Below are 21,864 nucleotides of genomic sequence, written 5' to 3'. Positions count from 1 at the left end.
GCGCAAATTTCAGCCGAATGGAGCCCACCATGAAACATCAGACATTGGAGCAACTGCAGAATATTGCGGATATCGACCAGGCATATCCGCACCGCGTCATGTCGCGAAGCGAGCGTCTCGAGCGCTGGGTGGAGCTTCTCGAGTTAAGCCCGCATCGACGACTGGCTACCCTCTACCAGACCGAACATCAGCCGACGTCAGTACTGTCGCTCCTGCGTAGCGATAACTCGCCGATCTCGGTCGCCTTCGAGGACCCGATCCTGCGAGCAGCGGGGCTTGAGAACGATACTTACGGCCAGGCCAAGAAGTTCTTCAGTCTCACCGACGGCGAACTGCATAACGTTCTTTGCTACTGCCATTTCGGCGCGACGGTCAGCGCCGCCACAGCCGCCCACTATGTACGCGGTATTCTTGGCGTGGATCGCCCAGGTTTATTCGCTCGCCTGCGGGCACTGTTCACATATTGACTGGAACGAGACCAGGCGCCATTCGAACACCTGATCACTGCTCCCGTCTTCAAGCCGCCGCTCCGGCGGTCGCCGGCTTGTCGCTTGCGATCGCCAGCTAGCTGATCACTCACCATCCTCGCCAGACAGTCCGGTCTGCTGCTCCAGACTGCTCAGGCACGCATCGTTATGGGCAAAGCGGAAAATGCTGTAGACCGCCAGTCCCCAATCCTCACTTCCAGAAATCGTGACGCTGGCCGACTGGGCATTCTGGAACTTTGTGCTCAGATTGTCCCATTGTTCGAACACCTGCCGCTCCTGAGCGATGACCGCCTGCCGGAACATGCCGTCCTTTCCGAATTTGGACGTGGCGACATGGTCGACCTTCTCGTCCGCTGGCCCGAACTGGGAAGCGAGCAGCGAAGCCGCCTCCTTGTAAACCTGCCGTGTGGTCGTGCCGCGCTGATCATCGTCGATGTAACGGGAGATCGCGACGACGTTGCATATTCCCATGCCGTGGACGTAGGCCAGCACATATTGGTCAAAGAGGTCGCTTCCGCCAGGCAGAACGTTGCATGAGTACTGGCCCGTCGTATCCGGCTGCTCGCCATTGATCGGTTTGCAGCCGAGCGCTGACGGCAGCGTATCCTGCGAAACGCCGAGCGGCCGGAAGGCAGGTACATTTGTCTCGGACGGTGAAATGGACGCAGTCATAGTTGCGGCAAAAGCCACGGACGCCAGAATATCGATTACGGCCATCGAATCTCTCCCGAGTAAGATCGGGCAATACCACAACAGCAGCCGTCAGAAACCCGATCTGCGCGCCAGGCAGGGTGCCGCAAGTTGACTTTCCACAGCCTTTCGCGTTCAGCACATTCGCGCCGAAGGTTGAAATCCAATGGTCGGGAATTGTTCCATCACGATTCTGTGGCGAGCGGTGCCGCACTGTCCGCATAGGGTGCTATTCAAGCATGAGTTGCTTGTTGGTTGGAGTGGCTGTGGCAAACGGTCGCGCGGACCGATCGTGCTAGACAGGCATATGAGGAGATGCTTGCATGCCGCCAGCTGAGGGGCCGATGTAGGGATAAGAACCATGGACATTCGAAATCTTTTTGCGAATGGCAAAAAGAACTTGAACGTGTCGCCGATCAGAGGTGAACCAATCGAGGTTGTTCAGTCGCGCTCCCGGGCTCAGCCGAATCACAGTATCGATAACGACGAGCGGGAAACACACATCGAAAGGAGCGCACGCATGACGCAAGGAAGCTTCGGCTTTCCACCTGCGGATCTTCGATTGCGCGCCTTGGGGGAAATTCACGCGCGACCCTATGCGCTCGTTCAGGCGCGACGCGTCATCTTCCAGCTCGCTTTCCTGACGGAGAGTGCCGGTGACAATGACCATGAGATGCTTGCCGATCTTTCCCGATCCAGCGGCGTTGCTCCGCCGACCCGCGAGACCAGCCATCATGCGATAAGCTGGGGCCAGGGCACGTTGCGCTGGGAACGCCACACCGAATTTTCGACCTACTTCTGGGATTGCCCCGCCCCAGAGAAGTTCGGCGCCCCGATCGCCGTTCATCCTTTCGGCGACAGCTTCTCGCCACCAGGTCCGTTCATATCGGGCATTCGCCTGGAAATACGCCCCGACACGCCCGAGACAGTGCAGGAAATTGCCGTTTTCGATCCGACCAGCCTGTGTCGAAGCGAACTCCGAAACGGTCAGGCAACGATCCTCACCGATTTCCGCCAGGATGGCGACGGATTGACGAAGTTTCTGGTGATCGATCGCGGCATGTCCGACAGCGCACGCGGTGCGCTGGTCCAGCGCCTCCTGGATATCGAGACCTATCGCACGCTGGCGATGATGGGCCTGCCGCTTGCACAGTCACTCTCGCCCGAAATCCGCCAGATCGAGTCCGGCCTGACGGCCATTACGCAGCGGATGAAGCTGCATGCACGGGATGAAGCGGACCAGATGCTGTCCGAGATCACGCGCCTTGCGGCCGAACTCGAGGCGAATGCAGCGCTCAGCCTCTATCGGTTCGGGGCAAGCCGCGCCTACTACGAAATCGTTCAGGAGCGCATTCGGGCTCTTGCCGAGACGGCAATACCAGGCAGCGAAACACTTGGCTCATTCCTGGAACGGCGACTGGCACCGGCCATGCGAACCTGTCAGTCGGTCGAGGAGCGCCAGGCGAACCTTTCGCGCAAGCTTGCCCGGGCCACGGCCCTGCTGCGAAGCTGGATCGACGTCGAACTCGAGCGTATCAATACGACGGTGCTGAATTCGATGGATCGCCGGGCGCAACTGCAGCTGCGTTTGCAGCAGACCGTCGAAGGCCTGTCGGTGGCGGCAATCTCTTACTACGTCGTCGGGCTCTTCGGTTATGTGGCAAAGGGTGCGCACAATGTCGGCTTCGAGGTGTCCCCCGAGACGCTGACAGGTCTCTCGGTACCGATCGTGGTTGCCGGCATGTGGCTTGTCGTGCGAAGCATTCGGCGAAGACATGCCGAAGAGGACAAGCGTTGACGTTTTGCGTTGTAGGCTGCCACCGCCTTGTCAGGGCGCGGCGGCCGGCCAGACGATGCCAGGAAGTCCGTCATGGACGTCACCATACTTTCCGAGACGCACAAGGGAGCCGTCGTAAAGGAAGTCGGCCAACACGCGTTCGATCCGAAGGGCGAGCGCTTTCGTTAACCGTAAGCCGCATGGCTCCCACGGTTCCGCTAATCCCAGCTGGCTTCAGAGTTGCGCTGTCGAACACTCGTAGAGCGCCGCGCCCGTTCCAGCATCGACACCACTCAGGCTCACGTCGTAACCCCAGAGGTGGCGAATATGGCCGAGCGTGGCATCACGGGTGCTCTCCTCCAGGAGGATGCCGTTCTTCACATTATGCTGTAGCCGAAGTTGCCGGTCACCGAGCAAGTCCACGTCGATAACCTGGATATCGGGCTGTCTGGCCCCGACGTCGTAACTGTGGGCAAGCGCAGAGCGGATCCTGGAATAGCCGCGCTCATTATGGATTGCGGATACTTCGCAATAGCTGTCGGTGGCGCGATCGGAGAGCAGGAACAGCCGGAACTTGCGGATCATCGCCGGGCTCAGATATTGGAGCATGAAGGACTCGTCGCGGTGGTTTGCCCAGGCGTCGAGCAGCGTCCCCTGCCAATCGCCGTTGCCGGCAAACGCCGGAAACCAGTCGCGATCTTCCGCCGTCGGTTCCATGCAGATGCGCTCGATGTCCTGCATCATCGCGAATCCCAGTGCGTAAGGGTTGATGCCCGGGAAGCGCGAATCATCGAAGGCCGGTTGAAAAACGACGTTGGAGTGGCTTTTCAGCAATTCCAGCATCGCCCCTTCGCTGATCCGGCCCTGATCGAAGAGGCGGTTGATGATCGTGTAGTGAACGAAGGTCGCGCAGCCCTCGTTCATCACCTTGGTTTGGCGCTGTGGATAGAAATATTGCGCAATGACGCGCACGATCCGGAGAAGTTCCCGCTGCCAGGGATCGAGGATCAGGCTGTGCTTTTCCAGGAAGTAGAGCAGGTTCTCCTCCGGAAGATTGAGAACCTTCTTGCGTTCGGACGCGTCGCGTTCGGCCTCTTCCGGATTGCGGTTTTCTGTTGTCAGCGGCAGCGTGCGCCACAGATCGCTGTAGGTCTGCTCTTCATATTCCAATCGCTCTCGGGCGCGTTCTCTGACTTTTTCGGAGGAAAGGCGGGGCGGGCGGCGGTAGCGGAAGACGCCCTGGTCCATCAGGGCGTGCGCTGAATCGAGGATCGCCTCGACGGCGCTTATTCCATGCCGCTCCTCGCACTTGGCGATGTATTTCTTGGCGAAGTCCATGTAACTCAGGATGGAGCCGGCGTCCGTCCACTGGCGGAACAAGTAGTTGTTCTTGAAAAAATGATTGTGGCCGAAGGCTGCATGCGCGGTCACCAACGCCTGCATCGCCATGGTGTTTTCTTCCATGAGATAGGTGATGCAGGGGTTGGAGTTGATGACCAACTCGTAGGCGAGGCCGCGCTGTCCCTTCCGATACAAGTGATCCTCGAAGATGAAGCGCTTGCCGAAGGACCAGTGCTGATACATCAGCGGCATGCCAACCGACGAATAGGCATCGAGCATCTGCTCGGAGGAAATGATCTCCAACTGGTTGGGATAGACGTCCAGTCCCATCTCATCGAGCGCAACGGTCTCTATCGCATCGTAGGCGCGCGAAAGGGTGGTGAAATTCCAGTCGGAACCATCAAACAGCAGGCCTGAACTCGAGCGTCTCGCCATTCGGTCGTCCCTTACTTACGCGTGCGCATGGCAGGCTGTCGGGTAAAGAGCTTGCGGAACACGGGGTAGATGTCTGCCGGTCTGGAGATCCGCGTCATCTGGAAGTTAGGCACTTCGCCGTCGACAGTGCGATAGGCGCGCCACAGCGACGTGCCGTTGTCGGTCGCTCCAAAGATTTCGGTTTCACGCTCGTCGATGATCTCGACATAAGCGTAATATTGGCAAAGGCGCATCAGGTGGTCGCGAAGGAGTGCCGCGCACCGTTCCGAATCTCCGCTGATGTTGTCGCCGTCGGACGCTTGAGCGGCGTAGATGTTCCACAGATGTGCCGGATAGCGTTCCTCGATGACACGAAGCATTTCCTCGAGGGCAGTGGAGACGACCGTGCCGCCGCTCTGCTTGCTGTAGAAGAACGTCTCCTCGTCGACCTCGCGCGCCTCGTCGGTATGGCGGATGAAAACGATATCGATCCGCTCGTAACGGCGGGTCAGGAAGAGGTGGAGCAATACGAAGAAGCGTTTCGCGAGGTCCTTTTCGCGTTCGCCCATCGAGGCCGACACGTCCATCAGGCAGAACATCACCGCGCTGGCATTGGGAAGCGGCTGGCGCTCGAAACGGTTGAAGCGAATATCAACCGGATCGACATAGGAGATGCGTCGGCGCCTGCGTTCCAATTGCTCGAGCTCCTCGCGCAATGCCTGCAGGCGCCGCCGCTCCTGTGCCGACAGGTTTGGTTCGGCCTCCAAGATGGCGATCTGATCTGCAATCGCCTTCACCGCCGCTTCGCTCGGGCGTTGCAGCGCGATCCGGCGGCCGAAGCTATTGCGCATCGTCCGCCCGACATTGATGTTCGTGGGGGTGCCGGCCGTGCTGAAGCCGACGCGGTGAGGCTTGTAGGTCACCGTTTCCTTCAGGTTCAACTTCACCATGTCGGGCAGTTCCAGATCCTCGAAGAAAAGGTCGAGAACCTCGTCGCGGGACAGGATGAACTGAAAGTCATCCTCGCTCTCGCCGCGGCCGGCGCCCTTGCCACTTCCGCCGGCACCGCCTTGCGGTCGCGAGAGCTTATCGCCCGCCATATATTCCTTGTTTCCGGGCAGAATATACTCGCGCGCTCCACTACCGGAGGCAGGCTGAAAAGTCGGCTCGCCGGCGCCGCGTTTCGGCATCGGAACGCCATGGGCGGCGTCCACGTCGGCAATCCGATCCGATTTGACCTGCTCCTTGATCGCCCGTTTGAGTTCTTCCCGGGCTCGCTTCAGGAAACGCTGCCGGTTTCCGAGGCTCTTATCCTTCGGGTTGAGCCGGCGGTCGATAAAATTCGCCATCTGCCATTCCCCCGGTTCGGCATCGTCAGCCGGCCTTGTTGACCCGCATATACCAATCGACGAGCCGCCGGACCTGGCGAACGGTGTAGCCGCGTTCCGTCATGCGCTCGACGAATTCCGCGTGCTGCTTTTCTGTTGAGCTGTCCTTCTTGGAGCCAAAGCTGATGACTGGCAGGAGGTCTTCGACCTGGCCAAACATGCGCTTCTCGATCACTTCGCGAAGCTTTTCATAGCTCGTCCAGGACGGGTTGCGCCCATGGTTCTTGGCGCGGGCGCGCAGCGTGAATTTCACAACTTCATTGCGGAAATCCTTGGGGTTGGCAATGCCGGCCGGCTTTTCGATCTGCGACAACTCGCTGTCGAGAATTTCGCGGTTGAGGATCTGGCCTGTGTCGTAGTCCTTGAAGTCCTGGTCTTCCAGCCAGGCATCGGCATAGGAGATGTACCGGTCGAACAGGTTTTGTCCATATTCGCTGTAGGATTCCAGATAGGCTTTCTGGATTTCATGACCGATGAATTCGGCATAGCGTGCTGCAAGCTCGGACTTGATGAAATCAAGGTAGCGCGCTTCGGTTTCCTTCGGGAACTGTTCGCGCCGAATTGCCTGCTCCATGATGTACATCAGGTGGACCGGGTCGGCAGCGACTTCCTTTGTATCGTAGTTGAAGGTTTCCGACAGCACCTTGAAGGCAAAACGCGTGCTGACGCCTGTCATGCCCTCATCCACACCGGCGGCGTCGCGATACTCCTGCACAGACTTGGCCTTGGGATCGGTGTCCTTCAGGTTCTCGCCGTCGTAGACGCGCATCTTCGTGTAGAGTGGCGAATTTTCATGAACGTGGAGGCGTGTCGCAACGGTGAACCGGCTAAGATTCTCGAGCACTTCAGGGGCACACGGGCTCTTTGCCAGCTCGCTTTCACGAAGCAGCTTTTCATAGATTTGCCGCTCCTCGGTGACCCTCAGGCAATAGGGCACCTTGACCACGAGAATGCGGTCGAGGAATGCCTCGTTGTTCTTGTTGTTCTTGAATTGCAGCCACTCGGACTCGTTGGAGTGAGCGACGACAATGCCCTGGAAGGGGAAGGCGCCGAAGTTCTCCGTACCGTTATAGCTACCCTCCTGGGTGGCGGTCAGCAGGGGATGCAGCACCTTGATAGGCGCCTTGAACATTTCGACGAACTCAAGAAGCCCCTGCGTCGTTCTGTTCAGCCCGCCACTGTAGGAGTAGGCATCAGGATCGGCCTGACTGAAGTTTTCAAGTTGACGGATGTCCACTTTGCCGACGAGTGCGGACACGTCCTGATTGTTTTCGTCACCCGGCTCGGTCTTCGCGATTGCAATTTGTCGCAGACGCGAGGGCGTCAGTTTAACCACGCTGAATTTCGAAATGTCGCCGCCGATCTCGTCGAGCCGTTTCGTCGCCCAGGGCGAGATAAGGCCCGTCAGCCTTCGCGGCGCAATCCCGTACTTGTCTTCCAAGAGACCCGCCATCCGTTCCGGGTGGAACAGGCCGAGAGGGGATTCGAAGACGGGGCTGACCTTGCCATTGACGGCCAAAGTGTAGATCGGGCGCTGCTCCATCAGTCTCTTCAGGCGCTCGGCGAGCGACGATTTGCCGCCTCCTACAGGACCGAGCAGATAGAGGATCTGCTTTCGCTCCTCGAGCCCTTGCGCGGCGTATCTGAAGTAGCCGACAATCCGCTCGATTGTATCTTCCATTCCATAGAAGTCGGCGAAGGACGGGTAAATCTTGACTGTGCGGTTGGCGAAAATCCGCCCTAGCCGCTCATCGGCGCTCGTATCGATTAATGTCGGCTCGCCGATCGCTTCGACCATTCGCTCTTGCGCGGTCGCATAAAGGCTTTTGTCATCACGGCAGGCTAGCAGGTATTCCTGTAGACTTAGTTCTTCTTGCGCGGCGCTTGTGTAAATCTCCGAGAAAAGATCAAAGACGTCACTTTCACCTTTTTGCATGATGCTCTCCCGCGGCCGGTCGGTTGAGGCGGGATTGCCGCCCCGTAGGCGCGCTCATTGAGACAACGGCACAAACTAGCATTCGTTCCTTCAAATACTTACAGGAATTCGAATTTGGCTCGAGTAGGCCATGTAGCATCTCATCGTCTCCATTCTTGCGCCAGATTGCGACTCAAATGTTGAACTGTGCTGATTGCTAATATGGCACGAAAGACGTGCAATAACCATGGCTAAGGTAATCACGCTATCGCTATGAACAGCGCATTTCATCCCGGGCCAATGCTATGTCGGCGAACAAAATCGCAGCGCGCAGCGATCATGCGCCGATGGACGGCAGTTCCAGAACCCGTGCCGTCCATGGCGAAGGAGCGCTAAAGGAAATTGCGAGCCGGCGCCCGTCGGGCGCTAGCTGATCCCGCCGAGGCAGACGTATTTAATTTCCATAAATTCTTCGATCCCGTATTTGGAACCCTCACGGCCAAGGCCGGAGAGTTTGACGCCGCCGAAGGGAGCTTCCGCCGTCGAGATCAATCCTGTGTTGACACCAACCATGCCGTATTCGAGGGCCTCGGCGACGCGGAAAACGCGAGCGAGATCCTTCGCGTAGAAGTACGAGGCCAGGCCAAACTCGGTATCGTTTGCCTGCTGGATGACATCGGCCTCATCCTTGAAGCGGAACAGCGGCGCCACCGGCCCGAAGGTTTCCTCGCGGGCAACGGCCATCTCCCTCGTGACATTTGAAAGCACGGTCGCCTCGTAGAAAGTGCCGCCGAGCACGTGGCGCTTTCCGCCCTGTACGACGCTCGCACCCTTGGCGAGCGCATCGGCAACGTGTTCCTCGACCTTCTCCAGCGCTGGCTGGTCGATCAGCGGTCCCAGAATGACACCCTCGTCGAAGCCATTGCCGGTCTTCAATTTGCCGACGGCTGCCGCAAGCTTCTGGGAGAAAGCATCATAGACACCTTCCTGCACGTATAACCGGTTTGCGCACACGCAAGTCTGGCCATTGTTGCGGAACTTGGCGATCAGCGCACCTTCGACGGCGGCATCAAGATCAGCGTCGTCGAAGACGATGAAGGGTGCATTGCCGCCGAGTTCCAGGCCAAGTTTCTTGATTGTCGGAGCACTCTGCTTGTAGAGCTCGGCGCCGATTTCCGTGGAACCGGTGAAGGTCAATTTGCGGACGGTCGGATTGGCGGTCATTTCGGCGCCAATCTCGCGTGCCGAGCCGGTGACAACCGAAAACAGGCCCTTCGGAAGCCCGGCGCGTTCCGCAAGCACGGCAATTGCAATGGCCGAGAAGGGCGTCTGGCTGGCCGGCTTCAGCACCATGGCGCAACCGGCAGCAAAGGCAGGCCCCGCTTTTCGCGTGATCATGGCGTTCGGGAAATTCCAGGGGGTGATCGCGGCAACCACGCCGATCGGCTGCTTCATCACCATGATGCGCTTGTCGGGTTGGTGGCCGGGAACCAGATCGCCATAAACCCGCCGCCCTTCCTCCGCGAACCATTCGACGAAGCTTGCGCCATAGACGATCTCGCCGGTCGCTTCGGCAACCGGTTTGCCCTGTTCAAGCGTCAGGATACGGCCGAGATCGTCCTTGTTTTCGATCATCAGCTCGAACCATTTGCGAAGAATGCCCGAGCGGTCCTTGGCGGTGCGTGCCGCCCAGCCCTTTTGGGCAACGCGAGCGGCCTCGATCGCGGCTTTTGTCTCGCCTGCTCCCAGCTTGGGCACGCGGCCGATGATTTCACCGGTCGCCGGATTGTTGACTTCGATCGCATTCGCCGGATCGGCCTCGATCCATCTGTCGCCGATCAGGGATGCCTGCCGAAAGAGTGTGGGGTCCTTGAGGTTCATGTTGTCCATCCCATCGAGAAATTGTGCCGTTCCGCATCTCCGCGGCCGCCTCGGCGAAGCCTTACGACAATGTCGCCATCCTCTTCCGCCCTGTCAAACGCGTTGTGGTAAAAGGGTCGCGGACAGTGCCGAGGCGCAATCTCGAAAATGATTGGAGGTTTCCAACACCGGCGCGCATTTTTCGGGAACCTTTGCCGTCGAGCTCCATCTATATCAATGCCAAGGAGGTGACATGAAAGAGATGACGATGTCGCAGATTCAAGCAGATGGGGCCGAAGCACTCGATACGCTCGCCGATGTCGAGCTGGCGCGCCGCGCGGTCGCCCGCGATCGCCACGCTTTTCGCGCGATCATGAAGGCTCACAATCAGAGGCTCTACCGTCTGGCAAGAAGCATTGTTCGCAATGACAGCGAGGCGGAGGACGTTGTTCAGGAGGCCTATGTGCTCGGATTTGCGCATCTCGATCATTTCCGGGGTGAGTCCTCGCTCGGGACCTGGCTTTCGCGCATCGTAATCAACGAAGCTCTCGGACGTCTGCGCAAGAAACGGCGGGCGGCGGGCGTCGCGCGTTGTGCCGACGAAAACAGCGGAGCGATGATCCTCCGATTTCCTGTCGACAACACCGGCGATCCGGAGCGCACCATGGCACAGCGGCAAATTCTGCAATTGGTCGAGCAGGCGACCGACGCCCTGCCGGATATCTACCGAACCGTCTTTGTCGCAAGAGTGATCGAGGGGCTGAATGTGGATGAGACCGCGGCGTTGCTCGGCCTGAGGGCCGAGACCGTCAAGAGCCGGCTGCATCGCGCCAGGCGCCTGGTAAGGGAGCGCCTCGACGAGCAGATCGGTCCCGTGCTCCTTTCCGCATTTCCCTTCGCGGGCCGTCGTTGCGAACGCCTGACGACGGCGGTGATGAGCCGTCTCGGTTTTCTCGACTGATTCCGGGAACCTTCTCGTCGGGCTGACATCCAATGTCTGTTCCCGAAAAACAATGCCCGGCCTTGCCGGTTCGGGCGAAGGAGGTTCCTATGCAGACTCGACAGATTGCGACCCTGACCGCGCTTTGCCTGTTCGGACTTGTGCCATCCGCATGGGCAGCGGACAAGCCGACGGACCCGCAGATCGCGCATATCGCCTATACGGCCGGCACCATCGATATCGAGGCCGCAAAACTTGCGATCTCAAAATCCAAGAACAAGGACGTTGTCGCCTTCGCGGAGGACATGGTGCGAGACCATGAGGCCGTGAACAAGCAGGCTCTTGCACTGGTCAAGAAGCTCAAGGTTACGCCGGAGGACAATGAAACGAGCAAGACGTTGACCAAGGCTGCAACCGATGAGCGAGCAAAACTTGCCAAACTCAGCGGAGCGAGCTTCGACAAGGCCTATGTCGACAACGAGGTCGCCTACCACAAACAGGTCAATGGCGCGCTCGAGACGCTGTTGATCCCGTCGGCGAGCAACGCGGAGCTCAAGGAGTTGCTCGAAACCGGCCTCAGGGTCTTCCAGGGCCATCAGCAGCATGCCGAGCATGTCGCTGCCGAGCTTGAATAGGAGGTACGAGCATGCTGAGACGGCATCTGTGGATCGTTGCGGTACCTGCGTTGACCATCGGTGTCGTTCCGGTGCGGGCGGAAACAGTCACGGTAACAATCGAAAAGATGATGTTTTCGCCCGCTGAGATCAGCGCAAGGCAAGGCGACACGATCGAGTGGATCAACAAGGATATTCTTGCCCATACGGCGACCGTGAAGGGTGACTGGGAGGTGGTCATTCCTCCCGGGAAATCCGCAAGTGCCGTGCTGAAGGCGACCACGTCGGTCGACTACTATTGTCGCTTTCATCCGAACATGAAGGGTCGTATCTCGATACCCTCTCAATAGTAAGGCTGCGCAGCGCTGCATGGAGACACCCGCCGCCGCCATATCCGACCATCCCCGGATAGAATCCGTCTTCGCTCGGCCTTCGCGCTGTCCTATAGAACTTTCATGTATTCGCTGGAACGCCCTGTAGCCCTTGAGCAAATCGTGAAGAAGAGCCGGTTTCTGGCGATTGGTGTTCCGATCGCCAGCGAGCTCGACGCGAAGGAGGCGCTTGCGGTACGCAGCCATGGCGACGCCAACCATAATTGTTGGGCCTGGCGCATCGGCCAGACCTACCGTTTCAGCGATGACGGCGAGCCAAGCGGAACAGCAGGAAAACCCATACTGCAGGCGATCGATGGCCAATCACTCGACAAGGTCATTGTCATCGTGACGCGCTGGTTCGGAGGTGTGCTTCTTGGCACCGGTGGTTTGATCCGCGCCTATGGCGGGACGGCGGCCGCCTGCCTCCGGTCCGGCGAACTCATCGAACTCGTTCCAACTTTGGAAGGAACGATCCGCGCCGGGTTTTCCGACCTTGCGATCCTCAGGGCAAGGCTCGCCGCCTTCGAGGGGGTGCACGTCCTCAGCGAGGCTTTCTTCGAGGCTGGCGCGGAGATCGCGGTGAGCTTTCCGCAAGCACGGTCGGATGAGATTGCCCGTTTGATTGCCGACACCACAAGCGGACGCAGCGCGCTCGCCCTCAAACAATAGGGCGAGCGCGAGCCTTCAGGTCAGCATCGAGTAAGCGTTCGAGCAAGCAATCCGGGGCCCGACTTAACGCCAGCCTAGCGCCGGTGCCACATATTTGAGGATCGCCTCGATCACATGAGCGTTGTATTCGACGCCGAGTTGATTGGGGACTGTCAGCAACAGGGTGTCGGCTTCGGCAATGGCTTCGTCTTCGGAGAGCTGCTTGACCAGCGCCTCAGGTTCGGCCGCATAGGAGCGACCAAAGATCGCCTTGGTGTTTTCATCGATATAGCCGATCGAATCCTGTTCCTTGCCGCCGCGGCCGAAGTAGGCACGGTCGCGATCGTCGACGAGCGCGAAGATGCTGCGGCTGACTGACACGCGTGGGGTGCGAGTATGGCCGGCCGCCTTCCATGCCTCCCTGTAGGCGCGGATTTGTGCGGCCTGCTGGACATGGAAGGGTTCGCCGGTTTCGTCATCCTTCAGCGTCGAACTCTGCAGGTTCATGCCGAGCTTGGCTGCCCAGATTGCAGTTGCATTGGACCCCGCGCCCCACCAGATGCGCTCGCGCAATCCTTCCGAATAGGGTTCAAGGCGCAGCAGGCCGGGCGGGTTAGGAAACATCGGACGCGGGTTCGGTTGGGCAAAACCTTCGCCTTTAAGTGCTTCCAGGAACACCTCGGCATGACCACGGCCCAAGTCTGCATCGCTCGAACCATCCTGTGGCTGGTAGCCGAAATAGCGCCAGCCATCGATGACCTGCTCCGGAGAGCCGCGGCTGATCCCCAGTTGCAGGCGGCCACCGGCAATGAGATCGGCAGCGCCGGCGTCCTCAGCCATGTAGAGAGGGTTCTCGTAACGCATGTCGATGACCGCGGTGCCGGTCTCTATGGTCTTCGTCTTCGCGCCGACTGCCGCCAGGAGCGGAAAAGGCGACGCCAGCTGCCGCGCAAAGTGGTGGACGCGGAAATACGCACCGTCCGCACCGAGTTCTTCGGCGGCAACGGCAAGATCGATGGATTGGAGCAGCGCATCACCCGCGGAGCGGGTTTTTGATTGAGGCGAGGGCGCCCAGTGGCCGAAGGAGAGAAAGCCGATTTTCTTCATGATTTTACCCGTTGGATATCGCGGTTTGCGGTGGGAATTTTGATGGGCATAACATGGGGAGCAGCGTCTGCCACGAAAAGACGATTGAACGCTCTGTTCATCCTTTGAGATTGACGTCCACCAAATGAGCGGCCGCTACTGCTGCGATGCGGTCAGCCGTCTTGCAAAAGGCAGGAAGAGCAGCGCGCAGCCTGTCAGTATGGCGACTGTCAGCCAAGCCTGGTTGATCGCCTGGACGCTTGCTGCTGTCTGTACGAGCGGATCCAACGCAGCGATCGTGTCCGGTGTGAAGTCGCCGGTACTGCCGGTGATGGTTCCCGCCGGAGCCCCGATAAACGCCGCCGTGGCTGCATCGCCGGCCCGCAGTTGATCCCATAGTCTCTGCCCAAGCGGCTCCGACCTCGTGTAGATGATCGTATCGATCATGGCGATGCCGATCGCGCCGCCCAGATTACGCATCAGATTGAAGAGGCCGCTTGCGTCGGGCACCCGCGATGCCGGCAAGGTTCCGAGGGCGAGGCGTGTCGGCGGCAGAAGGCAGAACATGATCGCGGCACCGCGCACGACCTGCGGCCAGAACATGGCATCGAAGTCGGAGCGCGGATCATGGAATGCGCTCATCCCCAGTCCGATCGCAAACAACCCGAAGCCTGCGGCCGAGAGCAGACGCGGATCTGTCCGCTTTTCCAGCGCAACGGCGATCGGTGCGGTGAACAGCTGCGTTATGCCTGTGACCAGCATCGTCATCCCGATTTCCAGGGCATTGTGCCCCCTGACGAAGGCAAGGAACACCGGCATGAGATAGACCGAGCCGAACAGGCCGATCCCGAGCACGAAGCTGAGGGCGGATCCGACCAAGAAATTCCGATCTCGGAAATGATGCAGGTCGACGATGGGACGCGTTCTGCGCAGCGACCGGGATGCAAATGCAGACCCCGATACCAGGCTGAATGCTAGCAAGCTCAGGACGTAAGGCGAGATCCAGCCGCTCGTCGGCGCCTCCTTCAATCCCAGTTCCAGGCTCGCCAGCGCCAGCGCCATCATAAGGAGCGACAGACCATCGAGGTGCCGCAGTTCGGACACGTCGCCCTTCTGCCGGGGCAGGAACTGCCACGCCACCAGCGCCGAGACAATGCCGGGAACGATATTGATGAGGAACAGCCAATGCCACGAATAGGTTGACGTCAGCCAGCCGCCGATGATCGGTCCAACCGTCGGTGCCAAGACAGCCAGCACCCCGGCGATTGTCGTGGCGAGTGCCTGCCGCTCATTGGGAAAGAGGATGAAAACGGCCGAAAAAACCGCCGGGATCAGCGTTCCACCGGAAAAGCCCTGAACGACCCTCCAGGCAACCAGTTCGCCAAAGTCGTTGCTTGCCGCACAGCCAGTGGAAGCGACGACAAACAAGCCTATGGAGGCGACGAACAGCCATCTCATCGTCAGGACACGCGTCAGCAAGCCGGTCAACGGTATCGCGATCACCTCTGCGATCAGATAGACGGTCTGGATCCAGCTCATCTGGTCAGGATCGATATTGATGGCCTGCTGAATTGTAGGCAGGGATGTCGCGACCACCTGGATGTCCAGGATCCCCATGAACATCCCGATGCACATCGCAATGAAGCCCACCCAGATCACCGCCGAAGGCGGATGAGAGGAGGCGGGCTCAAGGTGTTGCGACATGCGGTTGCCCTGCGATCGGGATGGTTCAAGACGGCCCGCGCTGCGGGCCTTCACTCAGGACGGCGGAAAAACGCTTCCAGGCGATAGCCGTCCGGATCGATGACAAATGCTGCGTAATAGAACGATCCGTACTCGGGGCGTATTCCCGGTTCGCCGTTATCCGTCCCACCGTCTGCCATCGCGTTTGCGTGGAAGGCTCTGACGCCTTCCTCGTTGGGGGCAACAAAACAAAAGTGCAGTCCCGACTCCATGTCGGGAACGACAGGGCGTTCGGCGAGCTTTATCCAGAGCTGGGGCTGTTCAGCACCGTAGCCCAGCCATCTGTCACTCGTTGAAAGCCTCGTATAGCCCAGCGGCTCAAGTGCTGCGTCGTAGAATTTTCGTGCACGCTCGAGATCGGACACGCCGATAGAAACATGATGAAACATCATTCCTCCTTCTATGACGGCGCTCGTGTTTGATGAGCCGCAGCCAATGGGGCCGCTCGCGACTGTACAGCGTCGCATCAGTAAAGCAAATGATGGAGCTCAATTGTCGATCCCGGTTCTGCCCCGAGGACTGACGGCAGCCAGGAACATTGCCAAAGCAGGCTGAAGTCTTTGAAAAGAAACTGATGGATTGTGGCGCCAAGCGAGTTTGACAGGCCCTCAGGAACGCGCAGCGCCGGCTCAACGACCGGGGCCCACCGCTTGCATTAGTGCAAAGCGGTGGGCCCCGGACACGCTGAAGAGATGCTGGCATTTCGCGTTCAGGTGGTGCTGCACGCGAAAGTTACTCGATGCTAGTTCGCCTTAACCCTTCGCGCGAGAGCCATTACGTAATCGTCGGCGATATCGGCCAAGGTCAGAGCGACCTCGGTTTCCTTCCATCCCGCAGCAACGGCTCGTTGCACGAAAGCTCGAAAAGCCTGTGCAAGGACTTCCTCACGCTCGACGACGCGGTACGGATCATTCGTAGAATATTGAGGGTTGCTGATCTGGATCGTAGGGTTGGTCGGTTCCATGATATGCCCCTGAAAGTTGCCCCATCTGATGACGGGCGCATTTCCTTGTGCGTTCCGTCTCACTGCCTGCACTGCGATTATGCTTCTTTATTAAGGGGTTACAGGGATCTTGTCGTTAGCTGCGCATCCGGAAACTTGCAGCAGCGTACATTTCTGCGGCTCCAGGGACGACCCAGGTGCTCTCGCTGTTGAGCGATATTGGCACAGCCGTGGGTGCTCGCCTTGCACGAGGCATGACCCAAAAAACGCGGGAACTTGCGGTGGCGGGCATTCAGCGCGAAAGGGGAGGCGACCGAAGCAAGGCGTTAACGCAATGACCGCGCTCAGGCTCGACGATTGTGCCCAAGCGTTCTCAGCCATGTGTCGAAGGACTGACCACTCTCAGCCTCGGCTACCGGCTCGACGGAATAGCCAATATTGGACGGCATGCCCGAAGTCCTCGCCTCACGCGGGCTGTAGCCGAATTCCTTGCTGAAGGCGCGGCTGAAATGTGCGGCTGAGGAAAAGCCAGCCGCGAAGGCGATATCGGCGATTTGTTGCCGGTTGGAGGTATCGCTCAATGCGGCGTGCGCGGACAAGAGCCGGCGGCGCTGGATATAGTGATGCACACCGCCGTCTGTCTCGAACGCCTGGTAGAGCCGCGTGCGGGAGACGCCCAGTTCCCGGCACAAACGGTCGGTCGTCAGGTCGGGTGACATCAGATTGTGCTGGACGAAGCGGTGGACGCGTTCCTTCAGTGGCAAGCCGCTGCTTTGTTCTGGCGACGAGACATGTGCTGACGATGATGAAACACAGGCCAGGATCAGATCGCGGACGGTCTGTACCACGTGAGAAAGATCCGCCTCGGCAAGCAGGGCCAGCTTCGTCTCGACGCCATCCAGATAGTCGATCAGCAGTTTGGCGCGTGTTCCGACGAGCGCGATGTTGTTCTTGATGTCGACAGCAGAGGCGGGATGGAGCAATTCGCGAGGCAGGTAGAGGGACAGGGTTTGGGCGTCCGTCGATCGACCACGGAAGGGATGCCCCAAACTACGCAATTCGACATTTCCAGGCTCGCCCTCGGAAACGTGTCCGCCAACTTCCGTCCATGTTCGGCCGCCGCGCAATACAGAGATATGCCAGTGATCGATCGGGCTTGATCGAACCTTCGCTTCCGAACGCATATAGCTATGGGCGGGCGTGCTTTGCTGAACGACAAGCATGCCGCCGAGGTTCCAGACCGCATGGTCGGCCACAAAACCCGTATCCGTGGGAATGCTATCCGGGCGCCTGATATCGACAAGCGGCGCGACATAAGACTGCCAGGCGAAAAATTGCTGTGCCGGCTCAAGGTCGCGCGTGGAAAATCGCAGAGGTTTCAATGCCGGAGGAGGCGCAGGGTGCTCGTCCGGTGGTCTGGTGTCGCGAGGAAAGCGACGGCGTTCCACCTGCACGGCCTTGCTATCGTCGCGCTTGCCGCCATCAGGGTGTGGAGGGGAGGGGCGAGATCGTTCATCGTCCGGCAATTCGGTCTCCATAGCGGATCAGGGAGCACGGCCTAGCTATCCCACCAGTATTGAATCAGCTGTTGTCAAAGCTAGCGCATGCCGCGTTGTAGTCAATGAAAACGCTACCATAGGACGCCGTTATGCACACTCGCGCGATTGTGGATGCGTGCTGCATGCAACGGTGCTGTCTGGGTGATAGTGGGGGGCGCCAGTCGAACTCACAGCGCGCGGCTATTTGCGAGCCGCCCGCGCTATTCCCGCCAGCCCTCGAGGGTCTGGACGAAAGACGTCAACCAGGCATTTGTCTGGTGGGCGTCCAGCGCGCGATGGTCGATCGTCAACGAGACATATGCCATCGGCCGGATCTGGATGGTGTCGACGCCGTCGATCTCTCGTACGACGACGCGCTTCTCCATTTTTCCGACGCCAAGAATTGCCGACTGCGGCTGATTGATGACGATGGGCGTAGCGACCAGCGAGCCAGACACGCCATGGTTTGAGATGGTGAAGGTGCCGCCGCGCATGTCGGCGTTGGTCAGGCCACCCGAACGCCCGCGATTGGTCAGGTCTTGAAGTCTGGCGGCGACAGCGGGTAACGCGAGGCTCTGCGCTTGCTGGATCACCGGGACGACCAGGCCCCTGTCGCCGAGGGCCATGCCGACGCCGATGTTGATATCGTCGAAGACCTCCAGATGATCCTCATGCCAGCGGCTGTTGATCTCCGGTACTGCCCGCATCGCCACGACGCAAGCGGCGATGATATAGGCCGTATAGGAGAGATTGATGCCATCGGCGGCCAATGCCGCCTTGTTCCTTTCGCGATGCCTGATGACTGCCGTGAAATCGGCCTCGAAGATCGATGTGACATGAGGGGCAGCCGTAAGCGACTCCAGCATGTGCCGGGCGATGGAAAGCCGCATGGGCGTATGTGCGACCATACGCGACCCGTGACTGACCTGATCGCGGGCGAGAGTGGCCGGCTCGGAGCCGGTCGGCCTGCTCACGGACGACGGTACCCCGTCGCGTCGCTGCTTTTTTTCGAACGCGGCATCCATATCCAAGCGCGTGATACGTCCGTCCCTGCCGGTGCCAACCACCGCAGCCGGGTCGATGCCGTATTGCTCGCCTGCACTGCGAACCGCCGGCGAGAACCGGTCCCCGCCTGCATCGCTTGTCTCGCGGGACGGCAAGGGGGGAGTATCCCGCGCATGGTTGTCACCAGCGGCAGCGGCTTTGAGGCGGATACGGCCAAGAACCGCGCCAGGCGTCGCATCCATGCCCGACGCCATGACGATCTCGTCAAGTATCCCGGCCGCGGGTGCGGAAATCTCCTGCGTCACCTTGTCCGTTTCAAGCTCGACGAGGGGATCATCCAGGGCGACAGTCTCGCCCGGTTGCTTCAGCCAGTTGCGAACGACCGTCTTCGTACCCTCCTGTTCGACGGGAACGAGGACTTCGGCGAAATCGACCATGATCTAGTACTCCACCAGGGCGGTGATCTTCTGCCGGATGCGGTCCACGGACGGCAGTGCCCACTCGAGCAGGGACGGATTGTGCGGGCTCGGGATGTCAGGCATCGTCAACCGCGAGACCGGGGCGTCGAGATCCATGAAAGCCTCGTCAGCAACGACGGCGGCGATCTCCGCGCCGAAGCCGGCTGTCTTAAGGTCCTCATGGACGATAAGGCAGCGCCGTGTGCGACGAACCGACGAGATGACGCTCTCGCGGTCCCACGGCATCAATGTTCGCAGATCGATGACATCGGCGGAGATGCCTTCTGCCGCTTCCTCGCAGCGCGGAACCATGGCACCCCAGGTCACGATCGTGATTGCGTCGCCCCTGCGTGTAAAGCGTGCCTTGCCAAAGGGAAGCGCGAAGTTGTCGCCGGGGTAGGGGCGACGAGCCCATGGATGGTCGAGCATGGCGCGATGCTCGAAGAAGATCACCGGATCGTTCCCGCGCAGGGCCGTTCGCAACAGCCCGACTGCGTCTTCGGCGTTCGAGGGAACGGCAACCTGCCAGCCTGGTTGATGGATAAAGGCGACCTCGTTCGTCTGGCTGTGCCACGGATCCCCGCATTTGAAAAAGCCGCCGGGCACGCGCAGCACGACCGGCGCGGCGAACCGGTTGTTGGTGCGCCAGCGGATCGTACCGCAATCGTTGATCTGTTCGGTCGCGGGCTCGGCGTATTTGCGGAACTGGATCTCGGGAACGGGAACGAGGCCCGCGAGCGCCATCCCGACGGCGCGACCGACGATGCCTTCTTCCGACAGCGATGTGTCAAAGACACGGTCCTTGCCGAATTTCTCCTGGAGTCCAAGCGTGACCGCGTGAACGCCGCCCTTCGGGCCAATGTCCTCGCCAAACAGCACCACGCGTGGGTTGGTGGCCAATTCGTGGTCCAGTGTGCGCCTGATCGCCGTGACCATATTGATGCGTTGGCCATCTGGCGCGGCCTCGTTGCTGCATTCCGGAGCCTGGTAGCCGTCGCAGTGCTGACCGCCCATTGACTGCATTTCCCCGTCGAAGAACACATGGCGGGTGACGGTTTCGGGAGACGAGAAAGCCCGACTTTCAGCCTCGGCGCGTGCCTTTTCCGCAGTGTCGCCGGCCTCAAGCCTGCAGGCTTCCCACTCGTCCGCGCTGATTGCCAAGGGGACCAGGTAGTCTTGCAGACGAGGCAGCGGATCGCGGGCCCATTCCGCCTTTACGAGCTCTTCACTCTTGTAGGACTGGGTGTCCTGGAAGCTATGACCCTCCAGCCGCGGAACCGTCAGCCGCAGGAGAGCGGGCATTCTCTGCTCGCGGACGAAACCGACGGCGTTTTGCGTGAGGCGAGCCACGTCGGCGGGATCGCAGCCATCACCTTCAAAAATGGCAAGGCCGCGCCAGCTCGCGAGATTGGCTGCAATGTTTCCGCCCGGCGTTTGCATGTCGGAGGGAACTGAGATCCCGAAGCCGTTATCCTCGACGTAAAACAACATCGGCAGCTTCTGCGTTGTAGCGATTGTCAGAGCCGACCAGAAGCCATTCGATGCGACCGAGCCATCTCCACCAAGGACGACCGCTACCGCGTCACTGTAGTCATGCTCCCCCAGGACCGTTTCATGGTAGTGAATAGCCTGGGCCCAGCCCGCGGTCGGGGTGTACTGGGCGCCGACACCGCCGCACATCGGCAGGGCAGAGGCGCCGTCGCGGTTCGGATAGTTGAAGACGACGCCAATATCGCGACCGTCCGAATAGCCGCCGGCGCGCGCCATCGCCGAGCCGAGCGCATCGGCCGGATCGACGCCGAGCGACAACAGCAGCGGGCGTGACCGGTAGTAGCCGCAGGTAGCATCGTGGCGGTTCGTCAGCTGCAGCCCGAGCATGATCTGCGCCATGTCGTGGCCGCGGGCGGAAAACTGATAGAGGATCTTTTTCTCGGGGACGAGCCGCGTTTCTTCCATCTCGTCAAGGATGCGCGAGAGATGCAGGAGATAGGTAACGCGCTTCCAGTCTATTCCCTCATCGGGTGCGTTCCTGCCACGCATTATAAGCGCGGTCGCCTGTGCCATCTTCGATCCTCCCAAATCTCTGATCCACGAGGAGGTTAGTACAGCCTTGGAGAAATTTCGTTTCAGTTTTCCGCGAAAGGCACGGTGGTGTGAAACATTCATTTCAGCAGACGGCGATATTTCACACCATCAATTCGGCATTCTCGATAAGGTTCCAGTTTGGCCGGTATTGCCGGTGGCTGCTTATCGAATCGTCGGGCAGATCCGCGTGTCGCCGAGGGGATCGTGCAAGTTTCCTTCGCAACCTGCATCTCGAGGCTGCAAATTCCAGATGCCTCATATGCGCTTTTCGAAATGCTCATTCATAAAGCAATGCGCTATATAATTGTGCATCGCACAAGGAGATATGACATGAAAATCGGCAACAAGATCGGAGAGTTCCTTCAGCTCCGCAAGGCATACAGAGATCTTTCCAGACTTGACGACTCGGCCCTGAAGGACATCGGCGTCAGCCGTGGCGACATCAAGCGGCTGGTTTACGGTCGCTAAGGCACCGAACGAGACCCAGACCTCAAGGCCCGCCCAAGCGGGCCTTTATTGTTTCAGGGATCCTGGCAGGTTCGTGGCGTCCGCTGCCA

At 59.6% G+C, this 21,864-nt stretch carries 19 protein-coding genes; 7 read left to right on the top strand and 12 right to left on the bottom strand.

The annotated features are described in order from the left end of the window. The first annotated feature begins 29 nt into the window (after positions 1–29). A complete protein-coding gene (locus tag IB244_RS07385) occupies positions 30–467 on the top strand; it encodes a hypothetical protein (RefSeq protein WP_169683246.1) in 438 nt (145 codons plus the stop codon). A gap of 105 nt (positions 468–572) precedes the next feature. Here the strand turns inward: IB244_RS07385 and IB244_RS07380 are convergent, their stop codons facing one another. Continuing rightward, positions 573–1,205, bottom strand: a complete 633-nt coding sequence (locus tag IB244_RS07380) for a hypothetical protein (RefSeq protein ID WP_025660249.1) — start codon at positions 1,203–1,205, stop codon at positions 573–575. A gap of 493 nt (positions 1,206–1,698) precedes the next feature. Between IB244_RS07380 and IB244_RS07375 the strand changes: the two genes are divergently transcribed. After that, positions 1,699–2,976 (top strand): DUF3422 family protein, encoded by a 1,278-nt coding sequence (locus IB244_RS07375; protein WP_025660250.1) that lies wholly within the window; start codon positions 1,699–1,701, stop codon positions 2,974–2,976. Between the two features lie 213 nt (positions 2,977–3,189). On the opposite strand, the gene IB244_RS07370 is transcribed toward IB244_RS07375, so the two are convergent. The 4 genes from IB244_RS07370 to gabD all read right to left on the bottom strand — a co-directional run bounded on the left by IB244_RS07370 (position 3,190) and on the right by gabD (position 9,894). Then, positions 3,190–4,731 carry a SpoVR family protein gene (locus IB244_RS07370; RefSeq protein WP_192303677.1) on the bottom strand — a complete coding sequence of 514 codons (1,542 nt, stop codon included), beginning with the start codon at positions 4,729–4,731 and terminating at the stop codon, positions 3,190–3,192. Positions 4,732–4,742: 11 nt separating this feature from the next. Next, complete coding sequence (locus tag IB244_RS07365) at positions 4,743–6,059, bottom strand: YeaH/YhbH family protein (RefSeq protein WP_169683240.1); 1,317 nt, start codon at positions 6,057–6,059, stop codon at positions 4,743–4,745. Positions 6,060–6,084: 25 nt separating this feature from the next. Then, a complete protein-coding gene (locus tag IB244_RS07360; RefSeq protein WP_192303675.1) occupies positions 6,085–8,034 on the bottom strand; it encodes a PrkA family serine protein kinase in 1,950 nt (649 codons plus the stop codon). Between the two features lie 405 nt (positions 8,035–8,439). Beyond that, on the bottom strand, positions 8,440–9,894 hold the full coding sequence (gene gabD / locus IB244_RS07355; RefSeq protein WP_192303673.1) for an NADP-dependent succinate-semialdehyde dehydrogenase: 1,455 nt from the start codon (positions 9,892–9,894) through the stop codon (positions 8,440–8,442). A 247-nt stretch (positions 9,895–10,141) separates the two neighbouring features. Here gabD and IB244_RS07350 point away from each other — a divergent pair, with 247 nt between their 5' ends. From IB244_RS07350 to IB244_RS07335, 4 genes are all read left to right on the top strand, one after another. Then, positions 10,142–10,834 carry an RNA polymerase sigma factor gene (locus tag IB244_RS07350; RefSeq protein WP_192303825.1) on the top strand — a complete coding sequence of 231 codons (693 nt, stop codon included), beginning with the start codon at positions 10,142–10,144 and terminating at the stop codon, positions 10,832–10,834. A gap of 89 nt (positions 10,835–10,923) precedes the next feature. Then, positions 10,924–11,448 carry a DUF4142 domain-containing protein gene (locus tag IB244_RS07345; RefSeq protein ID WP_192303671.1) on the top strand — a complete coding sequence of 175 codons (525 nt, stop codon included), beginning with the start codon at positions 10,924–10,926 and terminating at the stop codon, positions 11,446–11,448. Between the two features lie 11 nt (positions 11,449–11,459). After that, positions 11,460–11,777 (top strand): plastocyanin/azurin family copper-binding protein, encoded by a 318-nt coding sequence (locus IB244_RS07340; protein WP_192303669.1) that lies wholly within the window; start codon positions 11,460–11,462, stop codon positions 11,775–11,777. Positions 11,778–11,882: 105 nt separating this feature from the next. Then, complete coding sequence (locus tag IB244_RS07335) at positions 11,883–12,470, top strand: IMPACT family protein (RefSeq protein ID WP_192240974.1); 588 nt, start codon at positions 11,883–11,885, stop codon at positions 12,468–12,470. Between the two features lie 63 nt (positions 12,471–12,533). Here the strand turns inward: IB244_RS07335 and IB244_RS07330 are convergent, their stop codons facing one another. From IB244_RS07330 to IB244_RS07300, 7 genes are all read right to left on the bottom strand, one after another. Beyond that, entirely contained in the window at positions 12,534–13,556 is a 1,023-nt protein-coding gene (locus IB244_RS07330; protein WP_192303668.1) for an LLM class flavin-dependent oxidoreductase, read from the bottom strand. Between the two features lie 135 nt (positions 13,557–13,691). Then, positions 13,692–15,239 (bottom strand): DHA2 family efflux MFS transporter permease subunit, encoded by a 1,548-nt coding sequence (locus IB244_RS07325; RefSeq protein ID WP_192303666.1) that lies wholly within the window; start codon positions 15,237–15,239, stop codon positions 13,692–13,694. Between the two features lie 50 nt (positions 15,240–15,289). Then, positions 15,290–15,667 carry a VOC family protein gene (locus IB244_RS07320; protein ID WP_192303664.1) on the bottom strand — a complete coding sequence of 126 codons (378 nt, stop codon included), beginning with the start codon at positions 15,665–15,667 and terminating at the stop codon, positions 15,290–15,292. Positions 15,668–16,020: 353 nt separating this feature from the next. After that, complete coding sequence (locus IB244_RS07315) at positions 16,021–16,242, bottom strand: hypothetical protein (protein WP_062369148.1); 222 nt, start codon at positions 16,240–16,242, stop codon at positions 16,021–16,023. Positions 16,243–16,565: 323 nt separating this feature from the next. Then, positions 16,566–17,747, bottom strand: coding sequence for a helix-turn-helix domain-containing protein (locus tag IB244_RS07310; RefSeq protein WP_246734370.1), 1,182 nt, complete (start codon positions 17,745–17,747; stop codon positions 16,566–16,568). Positions 17,748–17,980: 233 nt separating this feature from the next. Next, positions 17,981–19,201, bottom strand: a complete 1,221-nt coding sequence (locus IB244_RS07305; RefSeq protein ID WP_192303660.1) for a dihydrolipoamide acetyltransferase family protein — start codon at positions 19,199–19,201, stop codon at positions 17,981–17,983. 3 nt (positions 19,202–19,204) lie between these two features. Next, positions 19,205–21,286, bottom strand: coding sequence for a transketolase C-terminal domain-containing protein (locus IB244_RS07300; RefSeq protein WP_192303658.1), 2,082 nt, complete (start codon positions 21,284–21,286; stop codon positions 19,205–19,207). A 351-nt stretch (positions 21,287–21,637) separates the two neighbouring features. Here IB244_RS07300 and IB244_RS07295 point away from each other — a divergent pair, with 351 nt between their 5' ends. Beyond that, the gene (locus IB244_RS07295; protein WP_018858054.1) at positions 21,638–21,775 is read left to right on the top strand and encodes a DUF1127 domain-containing protein; all 138 of its coding nucleotides are present in this window, start codon (positions 21,638–21,640) and stop codon (positions 21,773–21,775) included. Positions 21,776–21,864 lie beyond the last annotated feature (89 nt).

Origin of the sequence: Rhizobium sp. RHZ02, from assembly GCF_014851575.1 — a bacterium.
Classification (GTDB): domain Bacteria; phylum Pseudomonadota; class Alphaproteobacteria; order Rhizobiales; family Rhizobiaceae; genus Rhizobium; species Rhizobium altiplani.
Note: the sequence above shows the minus strand (reverse complement) of the source record. Positions and strands in the feature narration are given on the sequence as shown.